General features: G+C 51.7%; 18 protein-coding genes and 2 pseudogenes. 16 read left to right on the forward strand and 4 right to left on the reverse strand.

Annotation, left to right across the window (positions count from 1 at the left end; all coding sequences use genetic code 11):
- Positions 1 to 68: 68 nt before the first annotated feature.
- On the reverse strand, positions 69 to 290 hold the full coding sequence (locus J4D25_RS05575; protein ID WP_057715607.1) for a hypothetical protein: 222 nt from the start codon (positions 288 to 290) through the stop codon (positions 69 to 71).
- A 412-nt stretch (positions 291 to 702) separates the two neighbouring features.
- Between J4D25_RS05575 and J4D25_RS05580 the strand changes: the two genes are divergently transcribed.
- From J4D25_RS05580 to J4D25_RS05615, 8 genes are all read left to right on the forward strand, one after another.
- Positions 703 to 1,653 carry a glycosyltransferase family 2 protein gene (locus J4D25_RS05580; RefSeq protein WP_157858931.1) on the forward strand — a complete coding sequence of 317 codons (951 nt, stop codon included), beginning with the start codon at positions 703 to 705 and terminating at the stop codon, positions 1,651 to 1,653.
- A gap of 2 nt (positions 1,654 to 1,655) precedes the next feature.
- On the forward strand, positions 1,656 to 2,552 hold the full coding sequence (locus J4D25_RS05585; protein ID WP_057715609.1) for a DapH/DapD/GlmU-related protein: 897 nt from the start codon (positions 1,656 to 1,658) through the stop codon (positions 2,550 to 2,552).
- Complete coding sequence (locus tag J4D25_RS05590; RefSeq protein ID WP_057715610.1) at positions 2,552 to 3,178, forward strand: hypothetical protein; 627 nt, start codon at positions 2,552 to 2,554, stop codon at positions 3,176 to 3,178. The genes J4D25_RS05585 and J4D25_RS05590 overlap by 1 nt, the downstream gene beginning before the upstream one ends.
- A 294-nt stretch (positions 3,179 to 3,472) precedes the next feature.
- On the forward strand, positions 3,473 to 3,709 hold the full coding sequence (locus tag J4D25_RS05595) for an acyl carrier protein (RefSeq protein WP_057715611.1): 237 nt from the start codon (positions 3,473 to 3,475) through the stop codon (positions 3,707 to 3,709).
- Positions 3,710 to 3,846: 137 nt separating this feature from the next.
- A complete protein-coding gene (locus tag J4D25_RS05600; RefSeq protein WP_057715612.1) occupies positions 3,847 to 4,809 on the forward strand; it encodes a lysylphosphatidylglycerol synthase transmembrane domain-containing protein in 963 nt (320 codons plus the stop codon).
- Between the two features lie 17 nt (positions 4,810 to 4,826).
- Entirely contained in the window at positions 4,827 to 5,579 is a 753-nt protein-coding gene (locus J4D25_RS05605) for a trans-aconitate 2-methyltransferase (RefSeq protein WP_057715613.1), read from the forward strand.
- A 14-nt stretch (positions 5,580 to 5,593) separates the two neighbouring features.
- Positions 5,594 to 6,733: a dTDP-4-amino-4,6-dideoxygalactose transaminase gene (rffA, locus tag J4D25_RS05610; RefSeq protein ID WP_079246778.1), complete on the forward strand. Its 1,140-nt coding sequence runs from the start codon at positions 5,594 to 5,596 to the stop codon at positions 6,731 to 6,733.
- A gap of 383 nt (positions 6,734 to 7,116) precedes the next feature.
- Complete coding sequence (locus tag J4D25_RS05615; RefSeq protein WP_057715614.1) at positions 7,117 to 8,760, forward strand: hypothetical protein; 1,644 nt, start codon at positions 7,117 to 7,119, stop codon at positions 8,758 to 8,760.
- 55 nt (positions 8,761 to 8,815) lie between these two features.
- Here the strand turns inward: J4D25_RS05615 and J4D25_RS05620 are convergent.
- Positions 8,816 to 9,037: pseudogene (locus J4D25_RS05620) on the reverse strand (site-specific integrase); the annotation flags it as partial.
- A 107-nt stretch (positions 9,038 to 9,144) separates the two neighbouring features.
- Between J4D25_RS05620 and dusA the strand changes: the two are divergent.
- Positions 9,145 to 10,149, forward strand: a complete 1,005-nt coding sequence (gene dusA / locus J4D25_RS05625; RefSeq protein WP_079246828.1) for a tRNA dihydrouridine(20/20a) synthase DusA — start codon at positions 9,145 to 9,147, stop codon at positions 10,147 to 10,149.
- 54 nt (positions 10,150 to 10,203) lie between these two features.
- On the opposite strand, the gene J4D25_RS05630 is transcribed toward dusA, so the two are convergent.
- Positions 10,204 to 11,037 (reverse strand): undecaprenyl-diphosphate phosphatase, encoded by an 834-nt coding sequence (locus J4D25_RS05630; RefSeq protein ID WP_057715616.1) that lies wholly within the window; start codon positions 11,035 to 11,037, stop codon positions 10,204 to 10,206.
- Between the two features lie 524 nt (positions 11,038 to 11,561).
- Between J4D25_RS05630 and J4D25_RS05635 the strand changes: the two genes are divergently transcribed.
- From J4D25_RS05635 to J4D25_RS27255, 5 genes and pseudogenes are all read left to right on the forward strand, one after another.
- Positions 11,562 to 12,302, forward strand: a complete 741-nt coding sequence (locus J4D25_RS05635; RefSeq protein WP_057715617.1) for a winged helix-turn-helix domain-containing protein — start codon at positions 11,562 to 11,564, stop codon at positions 12,300 to 12,302.
- A 29-nt stretch (positions 12,303 to 12,331) separates the two neighbouring features.
- Positions 12,332 to 13,075, forward strand: a complete 744-nt coding sequence (locus J4D25_RS05640; RefSeq protein ID WP_057715618.1) for an EAL domain-containing protein — start codon at positions 12,332 to 12,334, stop codon at positions 13,073 to 13,075.
- A gap of 34 nt (positions 13,076 to 13,109) precedes the next feature.
- Complete coding sequence (locus J4D25_RS05645) at positions 13,110 to 13,796, forward strand: winged helix-turn-helix domain-containing protein (protein WP_057715619.1); 687 nt, start codon at positions 13,110 to 13,112, stop codon at positions 13,794 to 13,796.
- Positions 13,797 to 14,148: 352 nt separating this feature from the next.
- Complete coding sequence (locus J4D25_RS05650; RefSeq protein ID WP_057715620.1) at positions 14,149 to 15,543, forward strand: undecaprenyl-phosphate glucose phosphotransferase; 1,395 nt, start codon at positions 14,149 to 14,151, stop codon at positions 15,541 to 15,543.
- Between the two features lie 283 nt (positions 15,544 to 15,826).
- Positions 15,827 to 16,004: pseudogene (locus J4D25_RS27255) on the forward strand (IS3 family transposase); the annotation flags it as partial.
- A 23-nt stretch (positions 16,005 to 16,027) separates the two neighbouring features.
- On the opposite strand, the gene rfaH reads toward J4D25_RS27255, so the two are convergent.
- The gene (gene rfaH, locus J4D25_RS05655; protein WP_057716639.1) at positions 16,028 to 16,534 is read right to left on the reverse strand and encodes a transcription/translation regulatory transformer protein RfaH; all 507 of its coding nucleotides are present in this window, start codon (positions 16,532 to 16,534) and stop codon (positions 16,028 to 16,030) included.
- A 665-nt stretch (positions 16,535 to 17,199) separates the two neighbouring features.
- On the opposite strand from rfaH, the gene J4D25_RS05660 reads away from it, so the two are divergent.
- Positions 17,200 to 17,640 (forward strand): low molecular weight protein-tyrosine-phosphatase, encoded by a 441-nt coding sequence (locus J4D25_RS05660; RefSeq protein ID WP_079246779.1) that lies wholly within the window; start codon positions 17,200 to 17,202, stop codon positions 17,638 to 17,640.
- Positions 17,641 to 17,677: 37 nt separating this feature from the next.
- A complete protein-coding gene (locus J4D25_RS05665; RefSeq protein WP_057715622.1) occupies positions 17,678 to 19,903 on the forward strand; it encodes a polysaccharide biosynthesis tyrosine autokinase in 2,226 nt (741 codons plus the stop codon).
- The last annotated feature ends 157 nt before the right edge of the window (positions 19,904 to 20,060 follow it).

A 20,060-nucleotide genomic window follows, 5' to 3' on the forward strand; every position in this document is an offset into this window, starting at 1 on the left:
CGGATCGTTTTTTTCGCACAACAAAGGGCGCCCCCAAAGGAGCGCCCTTCTTCATTGCGGAGCGCGTATCAATCGTCGTGCAGCAAACCTGAGCCGTATTCGCCGAAGCTATTGCCGAGCGCACTGCCATGGAAATTCATCTTGTCGGGATTGCTGCTGGTCGGCCCCGGGCCAAACCCGGCTGGCTGCACCGAGTCGGCGGAATAATCACGATGAGAACTCACACCCGAACAGGCGCTCAACAACAAAGCACCGGCAAGCAGCGAGACTTTGACGAGGGTTGCGATCATTTTTTTATTCCTGAGGGTTGAGGCGCGGGGACGTGACCTTTGGCGGTCAGCCTATGCTTCGTCTGTGCCGGACAACGTGAAACTTTGTGGGATGACAGCGTTGGTTCAGGAGCCCGGCGCACCCGAAAGTGCCCCGCGCACAGCCGCCTTCGTTCGGTGCCCTGTACACAGTTGTCCGACGCCTGGCGGCTGGTAGAGCCTGATGGCCCACTTTACATGAGCAGTAATGTAGTTCATGTGTTCGGTGGCCGGTTCCCTGAGGATTACCAATCGGTTGGCATATAGCATACCCTCCCCCCTCTGCACGTGATGCCAAGTAGCAAACAACAACTCTACAAGCCTGTAAAATCCAGGCAGGACGCGTTAGCAGCATGCGTCATCGCACAATCGAATGATCAGGATGAGGCTCAAGGTGATTGATAAAACCGTCTCAGTAAGCTTGGTGGTACCCGTTTATAAAAGCGCAAGTACGCTCCCGCAATTTTACGAACGCGCGCGCGCGACTCTTGATCAGATTTGCGACGACTGGGAGATTATTCTTGTCGATGACGCGAGCCCGGACCAGACGTGGCTTGCCGCTCTGGCACTGCACGAACAAGACCGCAGAGTCAAAGTCGTTCGCTTCGCGAAGAACAAGGGGCAACAACATGCTACGTTGTGCGGCATCGGCTATGCCTGCAAACGCTGTGTCGTGACAATCGACGATGACCTGCAGTGCTTCCCCGAAGACCTCCCACTGTTTATTGATCAACTTCAAGCCGGCAAGCATGTCGTCATCGGAAAGATCCCGATGGCTGAAAAACAGCACAGCGCCTGGCGCAACATGGCTTCGCGCATCAACCAGAAACTGGTTAGCAAGGTCATGGGCAAACCGACCGGTTTCAGCCTCTCGAGCTACAGGGCCATGAGTCAACAGGTGGCAAGACAGCTCGCCAGATATCAGGGCTCACACCCACATATCGCCGCGATGCTTTTTAATTCGGTGCCCGTCAGCATGATGGCGAACGTGAGCATTCGCCACGCGCCGCGCGCCGATGGCGGCCCAAGCACTTATACCCTTGGCAAGATGTTCAAAACGCTTTCGTTCCTTATCGTCAATTACTCCCTGTTACCACTTCGCTACGTGTCGATCTGGGGCTTTTTGGTCAGCGCGTCGAGCATTTTATTCGCTATGTATGTTCTGCTGCGCACCCTCCTGACCGATCAAATAGTGCCAGGCTGGGCATCGCTCGCGATCTTGCTGTCATTCCTCGCCGGTAACATCCTTCTGGCACTAGGTGTGCAAGGCGAGTACCTCGGAAGACTGGTCGAAAATGCAACCCACCTTAGTCAATTCCCCATTATTGAAGAGCATGTGGAGTAAAGATGACATCCGCTTACCGCGTCGTGGATTATTTCCCTGCTGAACACATTTTAAACAATGGGGTCTTTGCACACCTCGACGAAATCGATGCGCAAACACCAGGCGCACTGGTGTACTGTCAGAACTTGCACTATTTGCAAAAGGCTTTGGCTACGCCCAACGTCGCGTGTGCCTTGTGCCCCGAAAGTTTAAAAAATGAAGAGTTAGCGACTGAAAAATCAATTGTATTCTGTGCCGACCCACGCACCTCTTTTTTCCGCCTCTACAACCGTTTGAGTGAAGAGACAAAGTGCGCAGCTGCGCAAGCACCGCGCATCGGCGACAATTGCACGCTGCACCCCAGCGCCGTTATCTCGCCACTGGCCACACTGGGTAACAATGTCGAAATTTCAGCAAATGTGGTGATCGAAGGCCCTGTCGAGATCGGAGACAATGTCTACATCGGTTCAAATGCCGTTGTAGGCGCCGAAGGCTTGATCACGCTACGCAACGACAACGGCACGCTGATGGTGGTTAAACATCAGGGCGGTGTACGCATTGAATCGGGTTGCCAGATACTTGCTGGCGCAGTAATCGCGAGGTCCTTGTTCCAGCAGCCGACAACCATCAGCGAAAATTGCCAGATCGGCATCATGACCAACATTGGTCATGGCGCCGTGATTGGCAAGAACTCTGTGATTTCTGGCAATACCGTTATTGCAGGACGCACACGCCTGGGGACCGGCGCATGGGTTGGCGCCTCTTGCTCCATCGCACAGGGCCTTGTGATTGGCGACGCGGTACAAATAAAAATGGGCTCGGTTGTCATCGGCGACATCGCCCCAAACGGCGTCGTTTCTGGAAACTTCGCAATCAATCACAGGGCTAACATGACAGCCCACCTCAGGAAACAAAAGTGATGCACTTCATCGAGCTATCACTGGGATTCAAAGGCGAACGAACCTACATACAAGGGTCCGACATGCTCAATGCCACGATGCAGGCCATCACTCACCACGCACCGCACGCACGGATCGAAAAGCTGGACTTCAGAATCAGTAGAATGACCAAACATCTACTCACCTGTCACTGGTGGCCTAGATCAACCCCTCGATCATTGCCGGGTGAGGCTGTCGCTACCTTCACCTTTCAACTCGATGGTATTGATCATGAAGGCAAATTGATTCAAGGCGAAGGTTGCGCCGACACACGACGTGCTTACGACGAGTCGCTGGTTGAAAAACAATGTGTTTTCACACCCGCCCATCGGTCAGTGACCCTGACGACCATGCCAGATGACTTCTCTCCGATCGAAGTGCTGGTATCCATGAACAAGGCACTGCATCTCAAGGAATTGAGCATACCCAGTGGCAGCCAATGGGTCTTCTGTCGCTGGGAAAGCCCAAAGTGGCCGCCGTGTTCTGACTTGAGCGGGGTAGGGCTGACACTTGAGCAGACGCTGGGCACTCGATTGACCCGTAGTCGCATTGAGCTCAATGCAGAACATATCGGCATGCTCTACTTCAGCGCCCTCAAGGTCGAGTAGCCTACCGCTAGCATTCGAACCTTGCAGTAAGGCGAGGTACCAGTTCAGCGAAGCTTATGGCTCGACGATCAACACTACACGCCTCTCACGACAGCTGCTAATGTGCGGCATCTTTTTGAAGCAGGCAACAGAGCAGCCCCCTCTGTTGCATGGAGTGTGGCAACATGACCACCGTTCAGCTCAGTAGCCTGCAGACAACCTCGTCAACTGCCAGCGATGCCACCAAGCTTCCCTCCCGCAGTACAAACGTACCGGCCGGGGTAACTTCAACACCTATACGATGAATTACTAACCATGCCCCAGACAAAAGAACAACTTATCAACATTATTTCCCAGGCTGATGTTGTAGCAGATGCCTCAACGCTGCGCGACAACATCAACCTGAGCGACCAGGGCATTGACTCTCTCGGCATGTTCAACATCATTCTGTCTATCCAGGATCACTACGCCATCGAGATCCCTGACGAGGATATTGAAGACCTTAAATCCATCAATGACCTGGCCGATTACATAAAATCAAAACTGCAATAACCGACATCCCTTGTCATGTAAGGGAGGGAGGCAGACAGTATGCTCACTCTCCCTCATGCCGTTCTCGACCGTGACAGGGTTCACCAGCCTATTATCTACATAGCGTTAGCCTCACCCTCCTACGTTGAGCACCCTGCATGCCTTTGACGTTTTTGAAATTGTTGATCGCGTTTTTTATCTGTGCATTTCTCATACACACATTTGACCTTAAACTAACGGCATTAATCAGCGACATTACAGCATGGCACTACCTTGCGCTGGCTGCTGTTATCCCAATCACTTTGAGTTCTTTTTTTTCTGCCAACCGCTGGCAAGTGTTCCTGCGGCTCAATTCGATTGACGAAGCGTTAACAAACCTCTGGAAAATAAATCTGATCTCTCAATTTCAAGGTTTGATTTTACCCTCAACACAGGGAGCGGATGCCTTTCGTATGCTTCACATCGAACGACGCCACCCGAAAAAGCGGGGTACCGCAGGCAGTACGGTAATTATTGAGCGCATGATTGGACTATTGGTGTTATGTACCTTTACCCTTTTTGCCTTGCCCTTCTTACCTGCATCAGACAACTACACGCTGCTCATCATGACCGTCGGTGCCGTCAGCAGCATAGCAGTAGTGACCCAAATTATATTGACCAGCAAAAAAATCCATGCACTTTATAGCCACCGCACCGTCAAAAACTCGTTACTTGCTCTATTGCTGATGTATATTCAAAAGCTTCATGCCAGCACGATAAACTTCCCCTACCGGCAGGCGCTCACGTCATCCCTGCTTTTTATCTGCTGCTATCAAATATCCCTGATATCGGTAGTGTATTTGGTATTTCGTGCCTATGGCTATGACATCCCCTTCATTCAGCACTTTGCTCTCTATCCAGTCATCGCCATCCTGACCATGGTTCCAATAACAGTGGGCGGGCTTGGGGTACGCGAAGGTTTTTTTGTTTATTTTTATGGTCTACTAGACGTACCAGCCAATATAGCTGTAGGCGCCTCCCTGGCAAACTACACTCTAATGGCCCTGATCCCTGCCACTTGCGGTGGCTTTATTTACTTGTGGGATACTATTCGGGAAAATCACCAGCAGGACAGAAACTAAAACAGAGAGCCAGATTGATGCCCCCAGATCGCACCCCGCTCCCCAAGTCCGCCTTTGAAGTGCTTGCCCTGGCAGAGGCACGCCACTGGTGGTTTCGCACCCGTAACCGCGTGATCATTTGGGTGCTGAAATCTCACATCGGCAAAATCCGGAATTTCCTGGAGATTGGTTGCGGTACCGGCTTTGTGCTGGAAGGGATTCAGCAGGAGTATCCCGAAACGACACTCACCTACACCGAGTTTTTCGATGAAGGCCTGATGCACGCACGTCGACGCGTGCCCGGCGCAAGCTTTGAAAAGCTGGACGCGCGCGCCATGAACGATGCAGCGCGATTTGATGTAATTGGCGCTTTTGATGTCATCGAACATATCAATGAAGATGAACAGGTACTGGCGAACCTTTCCCGTGCACTGCATAAGGATGGTCATCTATTGCTGACCGTTCCCCAGCAACGGTGGCTGTGGTCCGCGGCGGATGAACGCGCCTGTCATGTGCGCCGCTACACTCGACGCGAGCTTGTCGACAAGGTTGGCCGCGCCGACCTTGAGGTTCAATACGTCACATCCTTTGTCACCCTGCTCGTCTCCTTGATGTGGCTGGCACAACAGCGCCCCGGTCAAAAAAATGCGGAAGTAAACAACGAGTTCGATATTTCTGACCGGACCAATCGGCTCCTTGAATTCGTTATGAAGATAGAGTTTGACCTTTTGAAGGCAGGCATCACCTTTCCTCTCGGCGGCTCACTCTTGCTGTTAGCCAAAAAACAATAATCTGGAGACCTACAGTGAGCGACGTTAAAATTCCCTTCAATCGCCCTTTCATGACGGGAAAGGAACTTTACTATATTGCAGAAGCAAAGTTCCTTAATAAGCTTGCTGGAGACGGCCCCTTCACTCGACGTTGCCATCAGTGGCTTGAACAGTACACCGCCAGCGAAAAGGCACTGTTGACGCACTCTTGTACTGCTGCCCTGGAAATGTCAGCCCTATTGCTGAATATTGAACCTGGGGATGAGGTCATCATGCCCTCTTACACCTTCGTCTCCACTGCCAACGCTTTTGTATTGCGCGGTGGAATACCGGTGTTTGTCGATATCAGAGAAGACACACTGAACCTGGACGAACGCTTGATTGAGGCTGCGATTACACCTCGCACCAAGGCAATCGTTCCGGTTCACTACGCTGGCGTCGCATGCGAAATGGACACGATTATGGAGATCGCCCGCCGGCACGGTCTCCGCGTGGTTGAGGATGCTGCGCAGGGGGTCATGGCCTCCTATAAAGGAAGAGCCTTGGGCAGTATTGGTGATCTGGGCGCATATAGCTTCCATGAAACCAAGAACGTGATATCCGGCGAAGGCGGCGCGCTACTGGTTAACGACCCGACACTGTCATTACGCGCCGAGGTTATTCGGGAGAAAGGTACGGACCGCAGCCGTTTCTTCAGAGGTGAAGTGGACAAGTACACTTGGCAGGAAGTCGGTTCTTCCTACCTGCCAGGTGAATTGACCGCCGCTTTTCTTTGGGCGCAGCTGGAAGAGGCACAGTCGATTACACAAAATCGCCTGGGCAGCTGGAACCACTATCACCAAGCGCTCGAAGGGCTTGAATCGACAGGCGCAGTACGCCGCCCGATCATTCCGGCAGATTGCACACACAATGCACACATGTACTATGTCTTGCTTGCTCCCGGCATCGATCGCCAACGCACGCTAGAGAAACTTAAACACGACAATATCCACCCGGTGTTCCATTACGTACCGCTGCATTCCTCACCGGCAGGACTGCGCTACGGCCGACAACATGGCGCGATGACAAATACAGACACCCTGTCGGAGTGCTTGATTCGCTTGCCACTGTGGGTGGGGCTGACAACGGAACAACAGGCAGGTATCGTCGACTCGCTACAGCGCGCCATATCCTGAAGAGGAACACGCAGCGTGCAATTGCTGATCTGCACACTGCGTAGCTGCACCCATGACATTGGACGCACGGTATATCGTTATCAGTAGATAAATGAACTAACCGCTCAGCACACTAGTGGCCTGACCTCTACTTTTGGCGAGTACTAAAAATGGGGGCTTACCGGGCGAACTGGCGTAACGAAGTGATTTTACAGGCTCGCTTCAGGTAGTCAGAGCGCATTTCAGCACATCTGAGGACTTACTTGGAGTTTCCAGAGAGCTTTCAGGTTCAATGGGTACAATGCAGGTTCAATGCTGGGATTGGGCTATCATTGGCGCCGATTAATAAGCCTTTACTGACGAAGATAGAATAATCGATTTTTAAATCGACTGGGTGTTGAAGAATGAGAGATATTTTAACAAATAAAATTCCAATAATTGTTCTGGCATTGTTCTTTGCTGTATTACTGAGCGGGGTATTTCTTCCGGTTTACTCCGATGAAGTCATGACAAAATTCAGGGTTGCGCGGCTATTTCTGGAGGACGGAAATGCGGTTACCCTTTATCCACAATGCACAACAACTGCAGGGCGGACAGTTTCATGGGTATTTTATCCGGCCGGTATATTACTGTCGGCGATCTATGCCCACCTGGGTCCTTTTGGCTTGAGAGTGAGCGGGATTTCTTTATCGCTGATCTGGTTTGCCTTGCTCGCGTATTGGTGCTTGGCGCAGGCGCGTGATGTTGGAGGGGCTCTTCAGCGTTTCGCTGGATTGGTGGCGGTGGCTTCACTGGGCGTCCTACCCTATCTGTGGGTCTTGTCGCGCCCTGAACAACTTCTGATGCTGCCGATCCTGGTGCTTTGTTTGTTGGCGCTCTTCTTCAAGGAGCAGAAGTCTGCGCGCGCGCAGGTGGCAATGACTGTTGGGCTTGCATTGTTGCTGACATTATTTTTCTATGCTCACCCGAAGAGCATGTTCTATGCACCATTCGCGCTAGCGGCCGTGTGGTTCGCGACGGCAACGTACCACAAAGCGATTCGCTATGGCTTGTGGCTGTTCGTCGTGGTTCTGTGCATTCAGAACTTTCACTATTTCAGCGCGCTGGCGGGTTGTCAGGATGCGCCGAACATTCAAAAAATGCTGGCGGCCAACACATTGTTACCGGGTATGCTGTTCTCTGCACCAGCTGAGTTTGTCAGCGCCGCATACAATAATTTAATAAGCTTCCCTGACCGGGTGTTGATACATCTGACCTTTAATGCCACTTTTCAATCAGGCTGGCTGCCTCCTATGGTCGGTAGCTTTGAAGAGTTGCCGTACCTCAATCTTGCCATTTATTATTTTCTGTACGCGTTTATTATCGGAATCCACGTTGTAAGCATCCCGGTATTTCTGTTCCAAGTGGTTCGCCGCCAAGTGTCTGCGTCTGTGGTGCTGGCGCTGTTGTTGGTCGGCGCAGATTTGATCAATGCGTTTTTTTACAACATCCAGAATTTTTATGCAGGCATTCAATTCATGCCTGTGTCGATCATCATCACAGCCCTGTTGATGCATTCCCGACGCGCAGTGAAGCCGAGTAACATACCCACGCTAGTCGCCTATTCACTGTTGTTGCTGCTGTCTATGGCGTCGATGGTGACACTGTTAGCCCTCGTGACCCCTGACATCACACGCAACTCCTCCTTCGCTCAATCGAGCTTGCCCGGGCAGCCACTTTCGATTCCGGTGCTGGGGACTCAGCTTCACTTGGATTCAATCAACAAACTGGGGGCGTCATGTGGTATTCCTGCGGAGTCGGCAGAAAATGTCGTAGTGGACCACATGACATATTTTGCCTTTTTGCGCGACAAGAAACCGATCCACGTGCTCTATGTGTCTGAGATCGGCTACGGTGGCGACTTGAGTAACGGCAGGCTGCTGCCATTTCTCAAAGGACTGAATAGCCCAGGCCTGGTCACGCGTTGCGAATGGGTGCCGTATGAATTCCGGCAGGCCCAGGAGAAGGACGATATGGGCTACTGCTGTGTCAATTTCGGCAAGATCTGACTAGCGTTACCGGCATTAGTGCCCTCGGCACCCCGGAAACGGGAGGCCGAGGGGGCTCGATCATTTCCTTGACCGTCACGCCCTTGCGATGGGCCTTGGCAATTGCACCAGGTTCGGCCAGCTCAGCTTCGCGCCGCTTGAGCCGGGCTTGGGTCGTGGTCTTGCGATCGAAGGTCTGGCTTTCCTGATAAACTGTCATACCCTTTTGCATGATGCGGATCTGTGCGGTGTACGCTGCAGAGCCATCCTTGCGCTTGCGAACGGTGATCGATCCCATGGATTTTGCTACACGAGTGGTTTGCGTTGATACATAGCAGCAAGGCTCACTCAATATTAAGCAAAAACCGTAGTAAACCGTAGCAAATGAGAAGTAGCTAAATGCCGATGAAACCCACAGAAAACCTGGCCTATCCAGCAGATTCGGTATCCAGGAGGTTTTCTGTTGCACCCATGATGGATTGGACTGATAGACACTGCCGCTTCTTCCTGCGCCTATTGTCAAAAAACGCCCTGCTCTACACCGAAATGGTCACCACTGGCGCGCTTCTCAACGGCGACCACGAACGCTTCCTGCGTCACAACGAAACCGAACACCCGCTCGCCCTGCAACTCGGCGGCAGTGTTCCACTGGACCTGGCTGCCTGCGCGCGTATGGCTCAGGAGCATGGTTACGACGAGGTGAACCTGAATGTCGGCTGCCCGAGTGATCGGGTGCAGAACAATATGATCGGCGCGTGCCTGATGGGGCATCCGCAGTTGGTGGCCGATTGTGTGAAGGCGATGCGTGATGCGGTGTCGATTCCGGTGACGGTCAAGCACCGTATCGGGATCAATGGCCGGGACAGTTACGAGGAGCTGTGTGATTTCGTCGGCACGGTGCGGGATGCCGGGTGCACCAGTTTTACCGTGCATGCGCGGATCGCGATTCTGGAGGGATTGTCGCCGAAGGAGAACCGTGACATCCCGCCACTGCGTTATGACGTGGCGGCGCGGTTGAAGGCGGACTTTCCTGAACTGGAGATTATTCTCAACGGCGGGATCAAGACGCTGGAGGCCTGCCACGAACATTTGCAGACGTTCGACGGCGTGATGTTGGGCCGCGAGGCGTATCACAACCCCTATGTGATGGCCGAGGTGGATCAGCAGCTGTTCGGCAGCACGGCGCCGGTGATCAGCCGGGCTGAGGCGCTGGCGCAGTTGCGTCCTTATATAGCGGCGCACATCGCTGCAGGTGGTTCGATGCACCACATCACCCGGCATGTGCTCGGGCTGGGCACCGGGTTTCCGGGAGCACGCAAGTTTCGGCAGTTATTGTCGGTGGATATTCACAAGGCCAAAGAACCTTTGGCCTTGCTGGATCAAGCGGCGGAGTTGCTTGAGGGGCGTTAACGGTTAGCCGCTGCCCTGCGACCAGGCTGCATGTCCTGCAGCCTGGTGCAAGTGTCAGAGCGCTGCAGCTTCGGTCCAGTCAACCCAACCGAATACCCACGTTGCCAGAATCAGCAAACCGAATCCGATCCGGTACCAGGCGAACACGGCGTAACTGTGGCTGGCGATGAACTTGAGCAAACCACGCACGGCGATCATGGCGAAAAAGAACGCCGTCACGAAACCCAGCGCAAATACTGGCAGGTCGCCAGCCTGAAACAGATCCCGATACTTATAGCCTGAATACACTGCTGCACCGACCATGGTCGGCATCGCCAGAAAAAACGAAAACTCCGTGGCAGCCTTACGCGACAGACCAAACAGCAACCCACCGATAATCGTCGATCCGGAGCGCGAGGTGCCCGGGATCATGGCCAGGCATTGCGCGAAACCGACCTTGAGGGCGTCGGCCCAGCGCATATCGTCAACATGCTCGACAGACACCACATGTTCCCGCTGCTCGGCCCACAACATGATGATGCCACCCACCACTAATGCCACTGCTACAGTGATTGGATTAAACAGATACTCATGGATCTTATCGGCGAACAACACCCCCAGGACCACTGCCGGAAGAAAACCGATCAATAGATTCAAGGTGAAACGTTGTGCATTGCGTTGAGTCGGTAAGCCGGTAACGATCTCGAGAATCTTGCGACGGAACTCCCAGACAACTGCCAGGATCGCGCCCAATTGAATGATGATGTTAAAAGCCATGGCTCGCTCGCCGCCGAAGCTGAGCAAGTCCGCGACAACAATCTGGTGCCCTGTACTTGATATCGGCAAAAACTCCGTCAGACCTTCGACCATCCCTAAAACCAACACTGATATGGTTGTCCAAAGATCCATTAATTCCTCCCTCAACGACAAATACCCATGCGTCGACTTCGCTCTGATTCAACGCCAACACGAAAGTAAAGCGCATTAGACAAACTAATAAAACTCAATGTTATGAAATGTCCATGGTCAACACCACCAACATGAACGTTATATAACGGTTAATATTGGATAGCTCCGAGCCAAACAAGAGCAATCACTCGCACTTGAATCAACAAAGCCCTACTGCCTCATGGCACCCAATGAAAAAAATCAAGCCGCGGGAACTTTAGCGGCATCCACGGTCGTATTGATGCGAAAAACCGGGACATCGGGACAAAAGATGGCACAATGATATGACCTGTCAGCCCGCGAGATTCCAATAGGCCATCAGGCCTCTTGAGCCATTGGTAAGCAAACGATCACGTGAGAATCACCAGCAACGTTAAAAAAAGATAGCGACCGCTTGAAAAACGAGTGAAATGTTACCAATTGTCAGTCACAACCGAGAATGGGTGCTTTAACATTCAAATGCCAGCACCCAGCCGAGTCAAAGCATGATGCTTACAGGGAAAATAACGACTACAGACCACAGCTACGCGAAGGAGGAGAAAGGTATTCTCACCGTTGGGCGAACCCACACGCTAGCTGAGGGCTTTAGGGAATTAGTCGCAAGCCACGTAGGCAAGGATATTGCCGTTGATGCAATGTGCTATAGCAACTCATTCAAAAGAAACAAGAATACTGATTCATACCGTGCAATTTTTATCGTAATCGACAGCCCTCAAGCATTTGTTGAAAGCCTCACCGCGGTAGAAAATATTCGCGTCGAAAATCTGGCGTCAATAATTTTCGTAGCCATCACCGGTAGAGGCACCTACAACAAGATGAAGTATTATTTTGCCGGGGCCGACTACTGTATTAATTGCGATACTCTTGCAGACAAAAAGTCTGATGTACTGTCCGAATTTTTTAACAGTCCAGAATGGCAAAAAAAGCATAATTTGCTTTTGGACCCCACTCGCATGTGCCTGATTGGCGAGTATAAAAAACTTGATGTATCGTTTGCAGAAATGAAAATTCTTGAGGCTTTTTCTCAGACCAAAAACCAAATATTGAGCCATGATGAAATCGCCAGGATCATGGGGCTGAATATAAATTTTTATGACCCAAGAGCCTTGGAAAAGTCGATCAGTCGCCTTCGCGGCAAAATAAAAGGCATGTATGGAACCAACGCCATTCAAAGTATCCGTGGGCATGGATATCGTTTAATCAGGGGTCTGATCTCGACAACCTGATTCTTAATGTAAAAGGGAGTTTCTGTTTTATGAACGCAACAGGGAGCGTGCGATTCTACGATCACGCAGAGCATTACCTGTCTCGACAATTGATCCTCACTCGGGATGACTGCCCGTTTGCCAGCGAGATCAGAATACATTTTGACGATTCTGCTTCCGCGCCCTGCGCGCCAGAGGCGTATCAGATGAGTGGGATCTACAGTGAAGTACTGATGCAAACCAGGCTGATTGCGTTCTCACTAAAAGATCGCGACACCACTAACGGGAGCAAGTACTTAAGCCGTAGTTTTGTTTGCGTAAAACAGTCGGACCTCGCCAACTCTGCGCTCACGGAAGAGTTGATACAGTCCGGCGCTGCTCTGCGCGAATTTGGCCAGACACTGGTTATCGCGCTCAATGAACTACCCCTCTCGGCAGTCAGCTTCGCAGAAAAAAAGAAAATCCTTCATAACGTGTATCTATTGAAAGATCACGGCATAGAAATCGCGCTCGACGATTACAACATCGACGATGAAAGTATCGAAATCTTTACAACCCTGAATCTATTCGACTATATAAAGATTTCCACTTCCTCTCTAGACTTGAGTCTCAAGCTCAGCGGCAATCCAGAATTATTCAATCGCCTCCACGAACGCATGACCATGCTCACTCACAACACAAAAGTCTCCTTTATAGCAGACAGAGTCGAGCATGCTGCCAGCCATATACTGGCACGTGCGCTGCCCTTTGATTACTTCCAAGGGAGCCATTACTCCCCCGCCGACAACCTTTAAATCAACACCCAGATGTGCAAATCAGGAGAGAGCCATGGATAGCAGCACAAACCTCCCTAGAAAATACTTTGTCGTGGTTACTCACAACCCCGCACTACAACTAGAGCTTGAGGCATTACTGACCAGCAAGCGATATAACAGTTACGGCACGTCACAGGCAAAGATGTTTTATGAAGGCGTTGCCCCACCCACTTCCGCCCCCAAGCTTATGGAATTTATTTCCCCGCAGGTAGCCAAGATGGTTCCTCCGGTTATCAAGCATGATACCCAGCGCATCCTTTCGACGTTCAAGTCCGAATGGCAAGCAGTCCAATCCGTAACGAAATTTACTCACTTCACATCAACTGCGGACAACGCCAGAGATGACACCAGGGAATGCGTCTCCCAGGCGGCCAAACCGCACGCTCCACTGACTGAAACCTGGCGACTGAGCGATGCCAACGGCGCGCTGACCAAAGATGGCGTGGAGATTGCCTTGACTGGCCTGGAGGCCACGCTGCTGAAAAAAATGCTGCACCATGAAGATCGCGTGGTCAGCAAGGACGATCTTATCCGCAGCATCGGCAGAGAACCTGAACACTATCGGGGTCTCGAAATGTGCCTGAGCCGACTACAGGATAAGTTTAAAAACGCCAGTAACGGCGAACGTCTTTTCCGTGCAGTAAGGAATCGTGGGTACTGCCTGATACAAAAAATCGTACGCGTAAAAAAATCAGCCTGAACCATTCAGGCGTTCGCCCCGGCAGTGCAATACAACAATAAAAAAGCACGCCAATTTATCTCCCCCCCTCTCCACCCGCCCCGCCTCTAAAAAGCCGTGTTAATAAAGTTGAATCCAGACTATTTCTAACGCCGCTCTCGCCCAGATATATCAACCATATACACCGCCCACTCGTTAAAAGTCGTCAGACAGTGCTCCCCCTAATAACTTAATCTATCCATTGATGACGGCGCCGCCCTCTTGGCGTTTCGATCATCAATGCTCCGCCATCTAACATGAACAATAACTCTTATTTCATTAATTTTGGCTTTTGTCTGTCGAAACGCGAATGGACGTATTTTGGGGATAACGTATGGTTAACAATCTTCGTATCAATCGAAATACCACTCTCAAAGGACTGACCTTCTGGGGACAGTGGGCACTGGGTCAGGGCTTTGTTGTCGCCCTGTTACTTCTAATGGTTTATTACCAGACTGGAACGGTAGAGTTCTATTATCGAGTATGCGCAACGCTTACGGTGCTTGCATCGGTTCCGGCCTATACATGGTGCGGCGTCTATGCAAAGAAAGACAATTACCTGGAAGGGTTGATAAGACTACTGATGGGTTGGTCAATGACACTGGCAGCGTTAGCTATTGTCGCCTTTCTCTGTAAGGCCAACGAACTGTTTTCCCGTCAAATCATTCTTGTATGGGCTATCGGCAGCTACATCGGACAGGCACTGTTGTACGTCCCACTGCATGGTTTTTCGAAGTACTACCAACGGGCGCTTCAAGTTGAGCGCAGAACGCTGATAGTGGGTACTGGCGAGCTGGCACTGGGACTGGCTAACAAGCTTCGTGCCCTCGAGCACTTCCCATTGGTCGGCCTGGTAAGCTCCGACACCACTCCTTTGCTGGAGACAGGCGCGCCACCGGTTGTAGGCCCGCAAGAGGAACTGCTCGAACTGATCAAGACTCATGACATCCGACGCCTGTACATCACGCTCCCCCTGAGCGAAGCGGTACAAATCGAAGAAATGTATGTCGACTTGCTGGATGCCCACGTCGATGTTGTCTGGGTCCCGGACTTGAACAGCCTGACGCTGCTCAATCACTCGGTCAGTGATGTGGATGGCATGCCGGCAATCCATTTGATTGAATGCCCGCTGACCAGCCAACCCACTGCCGCGTTGAGCAAAAGCCTGCTCGATAAATGCGTGGCGCTGATGGCCATTATCGCTCTAAGCCCGTTACTTTTGATCATTGGCCTGGCCGTCAAATTCACCTCCCATGGTCCGGTATTTTTCAAACAGGACCGCCACGGGTGGAACGGGAAGGTCATCAAAGTCTGGAAGTTTCGATCCATGCGCGTTCACGACGATCACGAGGTGAAGCAAGCCAGTCGTAACGACTCGCGAATTACCCCGATCGGGCGCTTTATCCGTCGCACTTCCATTGACGAGTTGCCGCAGCTGTTCAATGTATTGCAAGGTCATATGGCGCTGGTCGGACCTCGCCCTCATGCCGTTGCGCACAACAACTACTACTCCGGCAAGATTCTCGCCTACATGGCTCGCCATCGAATCAAACCGGGGATCACCGGGCTGGCTCAAATCAACGGGTGCCGCGGCGAGACCGACACCATCGACAAGATGCAGAAGCGCGTCGAGATCGACCTCAAGTACATCAATAACTGGTCGTTGTGGCTGGATGTGAAAATCCTGGTGAAGACGCCGTTCACCTTGCTGTCAAAAGACATTTATTGAGGGGACGCCTGCAGGCTAACCAGGGGACGCAAGCCATTTACCCAGTGCGCTTGCGCCGTCACTAGTGGCTGGTTTTTCCCAGCCATGCCTGCAACTACACCAACACCGGCAGGTTGTTCTGCTGTCGACTCTCGTGGCGATGCTCATCGCCAACTTCTTTTAAGTCTCCGCTCGATACCGTACAGCTTTTTGACCAGATTCAGGGCGATTCGGCACGCCCGGACTTACCTTCAGGCAGGCGCAACGGCAGCAGTTGACCGCTAAATAAGTGGATACCGGGTAATCGCGTGACGACAAACACCGTATTTGCGAACTGGAACGCCAGTTACGCCGCAAAGCAGCGGCCCTGGCTGAGACCGCTGCTTTCCTGGTGCTGCGACAAAAGCTAAATGCCTACGGGGGGGGGAACTAAGACGACGGCAACTGACCTTGTTGCCAGGCGGTATCTGCTTGTTGATTGGCAGGCCGGGAGCAACGCTCCGTGTCAATGCTTACTGATACCAACCAAGGGCATGCTGATTCTTTGCTCACGTTGCAGCAATGTCATCAGGAGCAACACTCGCTGCTCGCCCTCCATCGCCAGGAAGATCGCTTCCACATCGACAAAAGGCCCCTCATTGATACGCACCCGCTCTCCACAGGCAAACCGAGCCTCCACAGGGGTTCCGCTATCGTGCTCATGAAGTTGTGCGATCAAGTCATCACCTACGGGTACCGGTTTGCCTCCAAAACTGACAATTCGCAATACACCGCGAGTAGAACGCAAAGGCGCCCAACTCTCACCTAAGCCGAGCTGGATAAACAGATAACCCGGAAACAGCGATTCGCGAACAATCCTCCTGCGCCCCTGCATCTCACGCTCGCGCCGATGCGTAGGGCGAAAACAGGTATACCCCTGGTTAACCAGATTGATCTCTGCACGCTCGTCCTGGCTCGCCTTGCATTGCACCAAATACCATGCGCTAGAGGTGAGACTCTCAGGCAAGGTCATTTGAACAGCCGAAGCACTATGGAAGGACACAATCAGCCCCTTCTGCACCTGTGTGGTCAAGTAGCTCCGTGGTTTTCTCATCGATCTTGCGACGAATTTCTCCCAAGGATGGAAATGCACCTGAAAAACGGAGTTGGCCGATCATGGAAACGTAACCCTTCAAAAACATACGAAACTTATTAGCAATACAGGAACGCTAGTGAACCCTTCGCCCAAGGCAAAACCCCGAACATCATTAGCATCAAATTACGTATCAAGACGTTTAACACACTCCAATACAGGACAACACAAAAAAGCCAAAAACGTTAAAAACCGTCAGACAGGAACCAACAATGTTATTTAACTGTTATTTAATATCTGGCTTTATATATGGAATTTTTTTTGCCATATGCTTTCAATACTCGCGTGGCATTTAATGGTTGATGTTGTCGTGGGTTGCCAGTTATGATTTTTAGCATAGCAACTGTCAAGCACACTCCAAGTCCGGATTCCAGCAGGCCAGAGTCTTCGCAGTCAAAAGCTTCATCCAGCACGGTAACTCCTCACGGAAAGAGGCACACACCCAATAGCTGCAAGCCGTCACAAAAGTGCCATTGAAGAAAAGCATAGTTTTAGTCTTTCCAATTGCACATCACCACAAGTGTGGAATTTCCAGGGAGGTTGCCTTGTTTAACAAGATTCTAATCGTTTGCATTGGCAACATTTGCCGAAGTCCCACTGCCGAACATTTATTGCGAGCAGCACTGGGGCAGTCCGATATCGAAGTTAGCTCTGCCGGTCTTGGCGCACTACAAGATCACCCGATCGAACCCACCGCCCGGATCGTACTGGAAGAGCATGGCCATCTGCCAGAAGAGCACAAAGCCAATCAACTGACTCCTGCCGCCATCAGCGAATCGGATCTGATCCTGGTGATGGAGCAGTCGCACATAGACCGTGTTCTCAAGATCGCGCCTGAAGCGCGAGGCAAGGTCCTCTTGCTGGGCAAGTGGCAGAACAACCGCGAAATCAGCGACCCCTACCGTCAAGGCAAACCTGCTTTTGTGCATGCATACGCGTTGATTGAAGAAGCAGTAACCGCCTGGGCAAAGCGTCTCGCACGCTAAACCACTCCTCGAATACCTGTTAAAAAAGAACCCACTTATGCAGCAAACTCCAGCATTAACCTCACATGACGATGATGATATCGACTTGATGGGCCTACTCGGGACACTGGTCGATCATAAATGGTTGATTGCCGGGATCACTGCTGCCTCTATGGCCGTTGGAACGGCCTATGCGGTGTTGGCCAATCCTGTTTACCAGGCAACTGCCTTGCTACAGGTGGAGGCAAAAAAGAATGACTTACTCGGTTTCTCCGATATCAACAGCATGTTGGGTAAAGAGTCACCTTCCGCCACAGAAATTGAATTAATCAAATCGCGCGCCATCATCGGTAAGGTTGTCGACAATCTATCGCTCGATATCACTGTCGAGCCGAACCGTTTTCCGGTGATCGGCGACTTTATTGCTCGTCGGTTCAAACCAGACGCTGTTAATACGGTCGCGACGCCATGGCTTGGCATGAACAGTTTTGCCTGGGGTGGCGAAACCCTGAAAATATTTCAGCTCGAGCTCCCACAAGAGCTTCTGGGTCAGGAATTAACTTTCATCACCGGTGAAAGTGGCCACTTCACTTTGCTGGATGAAGACGACAATGTCCTGATCGAAGGCCAAGCGGGCCAAGCCTATGACCAGGACGGCATTAAACTGCAAGTCGAAGTGTTGCAGGCTAATCCTGGTACAACGTTCAGCATTGTGCGTGACCCACGTCTGACCAGTATTTTGAAGTACCAAAAGGTACTTGATGTATCAGAGCGCGGTAAAGAATCCGGCATGATCGGGCTTGCTCTTGAAAGCGAGAAACCGGCTGAAGCCATTCAAATCCTCAATGAAATCGCCAAGCTCTACGTACGGCAAAATGTCGAGCGGACTTCGGCCGAAGCCGCTCAAAGCCTGGAGTTTCTAAAAGATCAACTGCCTCAGGTCCGAAAAGACCTGGAAAAAGCCGAAAACGCCCTGAACAAGTATCAAATTCGTAGTAAATCCATCGATATCAGCCTGGAAGCCAAAGCCATTCTCGATCAGATCGTGGCGCTTGATACCAGCATCTCCGAACTGAAATTGCAGCAAGCGGAAATGGATCGCAAGTTTACCCGTCAACACCCTGCCTATCGGGCTTTGCTCAGCCAATTAGGCGAACTGACAGCGAAGCAGGACGGTTTGGCCAAAAAAGTCGAGGGCCTGCCTTCAACACAGCAAGAACTCCTTAGCCTCACCCGCGACGTAAAAGTCAGCACCGAAATTTATACCCAGCTCCTGAATAAATCCCAGGAACTGGATGTAATGCGTGCCGGCACTGTGGGCAACGTGCGCTTGATCGATACCGCCGATGTGGATCTGAAAAAGCCCGTTAAACCCAAGAAGCCCCTGATCGTTCTCATCGCCACCCTGCTCGGGGCTTTCCTGGCGACTGCAGTGGTGCTTTTTCGCAAAGCCCTTAGCCGCGGCGTGGAAAATCCGGACCAAATTGAACAGCTGGGGTTGCCGGTGTACGCATCCATTCCATTCAGCACGCTGCAAAAAACTGAAGAAAGCAAAACCTTCCGAAGTGGCCGAGGCCGTGCTAACAACACCGCCCCCATACTGGCAAGCAGTCACCCCACCGACCTGGCCATAGAAGGATTGCGCAGCCTGCGCACCAGCCTTCACTTCGCCATGCTCGAAGCCAGCAATAATCGTCTGATGATCTTCGGCCCGAGCCCCAAGGTAGGTAAAACGTTCGTTTCCGCCAACCTCGCCGCAGTCATCGCTCAGACCGGCCAGCGCGTATTGCTGATCGACGTGGATATGCGCAAAGGGTATTTGCATAAGGTGTTCGGAACCCCCGCTGAAAACGGGCTTTCTGATTTACTCGTCAAGCGCTGCGACCTGGCAACTGCGATCAATAAAACTGAATTCGAGCACCTTGACGTTATCGGTCGCGGACAAATACCGCCCAACCCTTCAGAACTGCTAATGCATGCAAACTTCAGTGCCTTTCTGGAGCAAGTCAGCGCCCAGTACGACCTGGTAATTCTGGATACACCACCGTTGCTGGCGGTGACGGATGCGGCGATTGTCGGTCGCCAGTCGGGTACAAGTTTGATTGTGACGCGCTTTGCGCTCAACCCGGTTCGTGAAATTGAATTGACCATGCGCCGCTTTGCACAAAATGGTGTTGATTTGAAAGGCGCCATTTTCAATGGTGTTGAAAAAAGAGCCTCGGCCAAATATGGCTATGCCGACTATGGTTATTACAACTACGAATATAAATCAGAGAACGTTTAGTTAATTAACTGCTGTCTATACCCCCGCTACCGTCGAGCAGTAATGAATGGCGGTAGCCATATCAACTCCACCTTGCTACCTGCAGCTGAAAAAATGCAGACACATTAATAAATAGTGACGCTCTCAGGGACTGGCAATTAATCCTGGGGCGGTAGCG

The sequence above is a fragment of the Pseudomonas sp. GW456-L13 genome (genome assembly GCF_017350115.1).
GTDB lineage: Bacteria > Pseudomonadota > Gammaproteobacteria > Pseudomonadales > Pseudomonadaceae > Aquipseudomonas > Aquipseudomonas jessenii.

Coding starts and splice junctions, on each gene's coding strand:
- J4D25_RS05575 (WP_057715607.1), bottom strand. CDS start 290: ATGATCGCAACCCTCGTCAAAGTCTCGCTGCTTGCCGGTGCTTTGTTG.
- J4D25_RS05585 (WP_057715609.1), top strand. CDS start 1,656: ATGACATCCGCTTACCGCGTCGTGGATTATTTCCCTGCTGAACACATT.
- J4D25_RS05590 (WP_057715610.1), top strand. CDS start 2,552: ATGCACTTCATCGAGCTATCACTGGGATTCAAAGGCGAACGAACCTAC.
- J4D25_RS05595 (WP_057715611.1), top strand. CDS start 3,473: ATGCCCCAGACAAAAGAACAACTTATCAACATTATTTCCCAGGCTGAT.
- J4D25_RS05600 (WP_057715612.1), top strand. CDS start 3,847: ATGCCTTTGACGTTTTTGAAATTGTTGATCGCGTTTTTTATCTGTGCA.
- J4D25_RS05605 (WP_057715613.1), top strand. CDS start 4,827: ATGCCCCCAGATCGCACCCCGCTCCCCAAGTCCGCCTTTGAAGTGCTT.
- J4D25_RS05615 (WP_057715614.1), top strand. CDS start 7,117: ATGAGAGATATTTTAACAAATAAAATTCCAATAATTGTTCTGGCATTG.
- dusA (WP_079246828.1), top strand. CDS start 9,145: ATGAAACCCACAGAAAACCTGGCCTATCCAGCAGATTCGGTATCCAGG.
- J4D25_RS05630 (WP_057715616.1), bottom strand. CDS start 11,037: ATGGATCTTTGGACAACCATATCAGTGTTGGTTTTAGGGATGGTCGAA.
- J4D25_RS05635 (WP_057715617.1), top strand. CDS start 11,562: ATGATGCTTACAGGGAAAATAACGACTACAGACCACAGCTACGCGAAG.
- J4D25_RS05640 (WP_057715618.1), top strand. CDS start 12,332: ATGAACGCAACAGGGAGCGTGCGATTCTACGATCACGCAGAGCATTAC.
- J4D25_RS05645 (WP_057715619.1), top strand. CDS start 13,110: ATGGATAGCAGCACAAACCTCCCTAGAAAATACTTTGTCGTGGTTACT.
- J4D25_RS05650 (WP_057715620.1), top strand. CDS start 14,149: ATGGTTAACAATCTTCGTATCAATCGAAATACCACTCTCAAAGGACTG.
- rfaH (WP_057716639.1), bottom strand. CDS start 16,534: ATGACCTTGCCTGAGAGTCTCACCTCTAGCGCATGGTATTTGGTGCAA.
- J4D25_RS05665 (WP_057715622.1), top strand. CDS start 17,678: ATGCAGCAAACTCCAGCATTAACCTCACATGACGATGATGATATCGAC.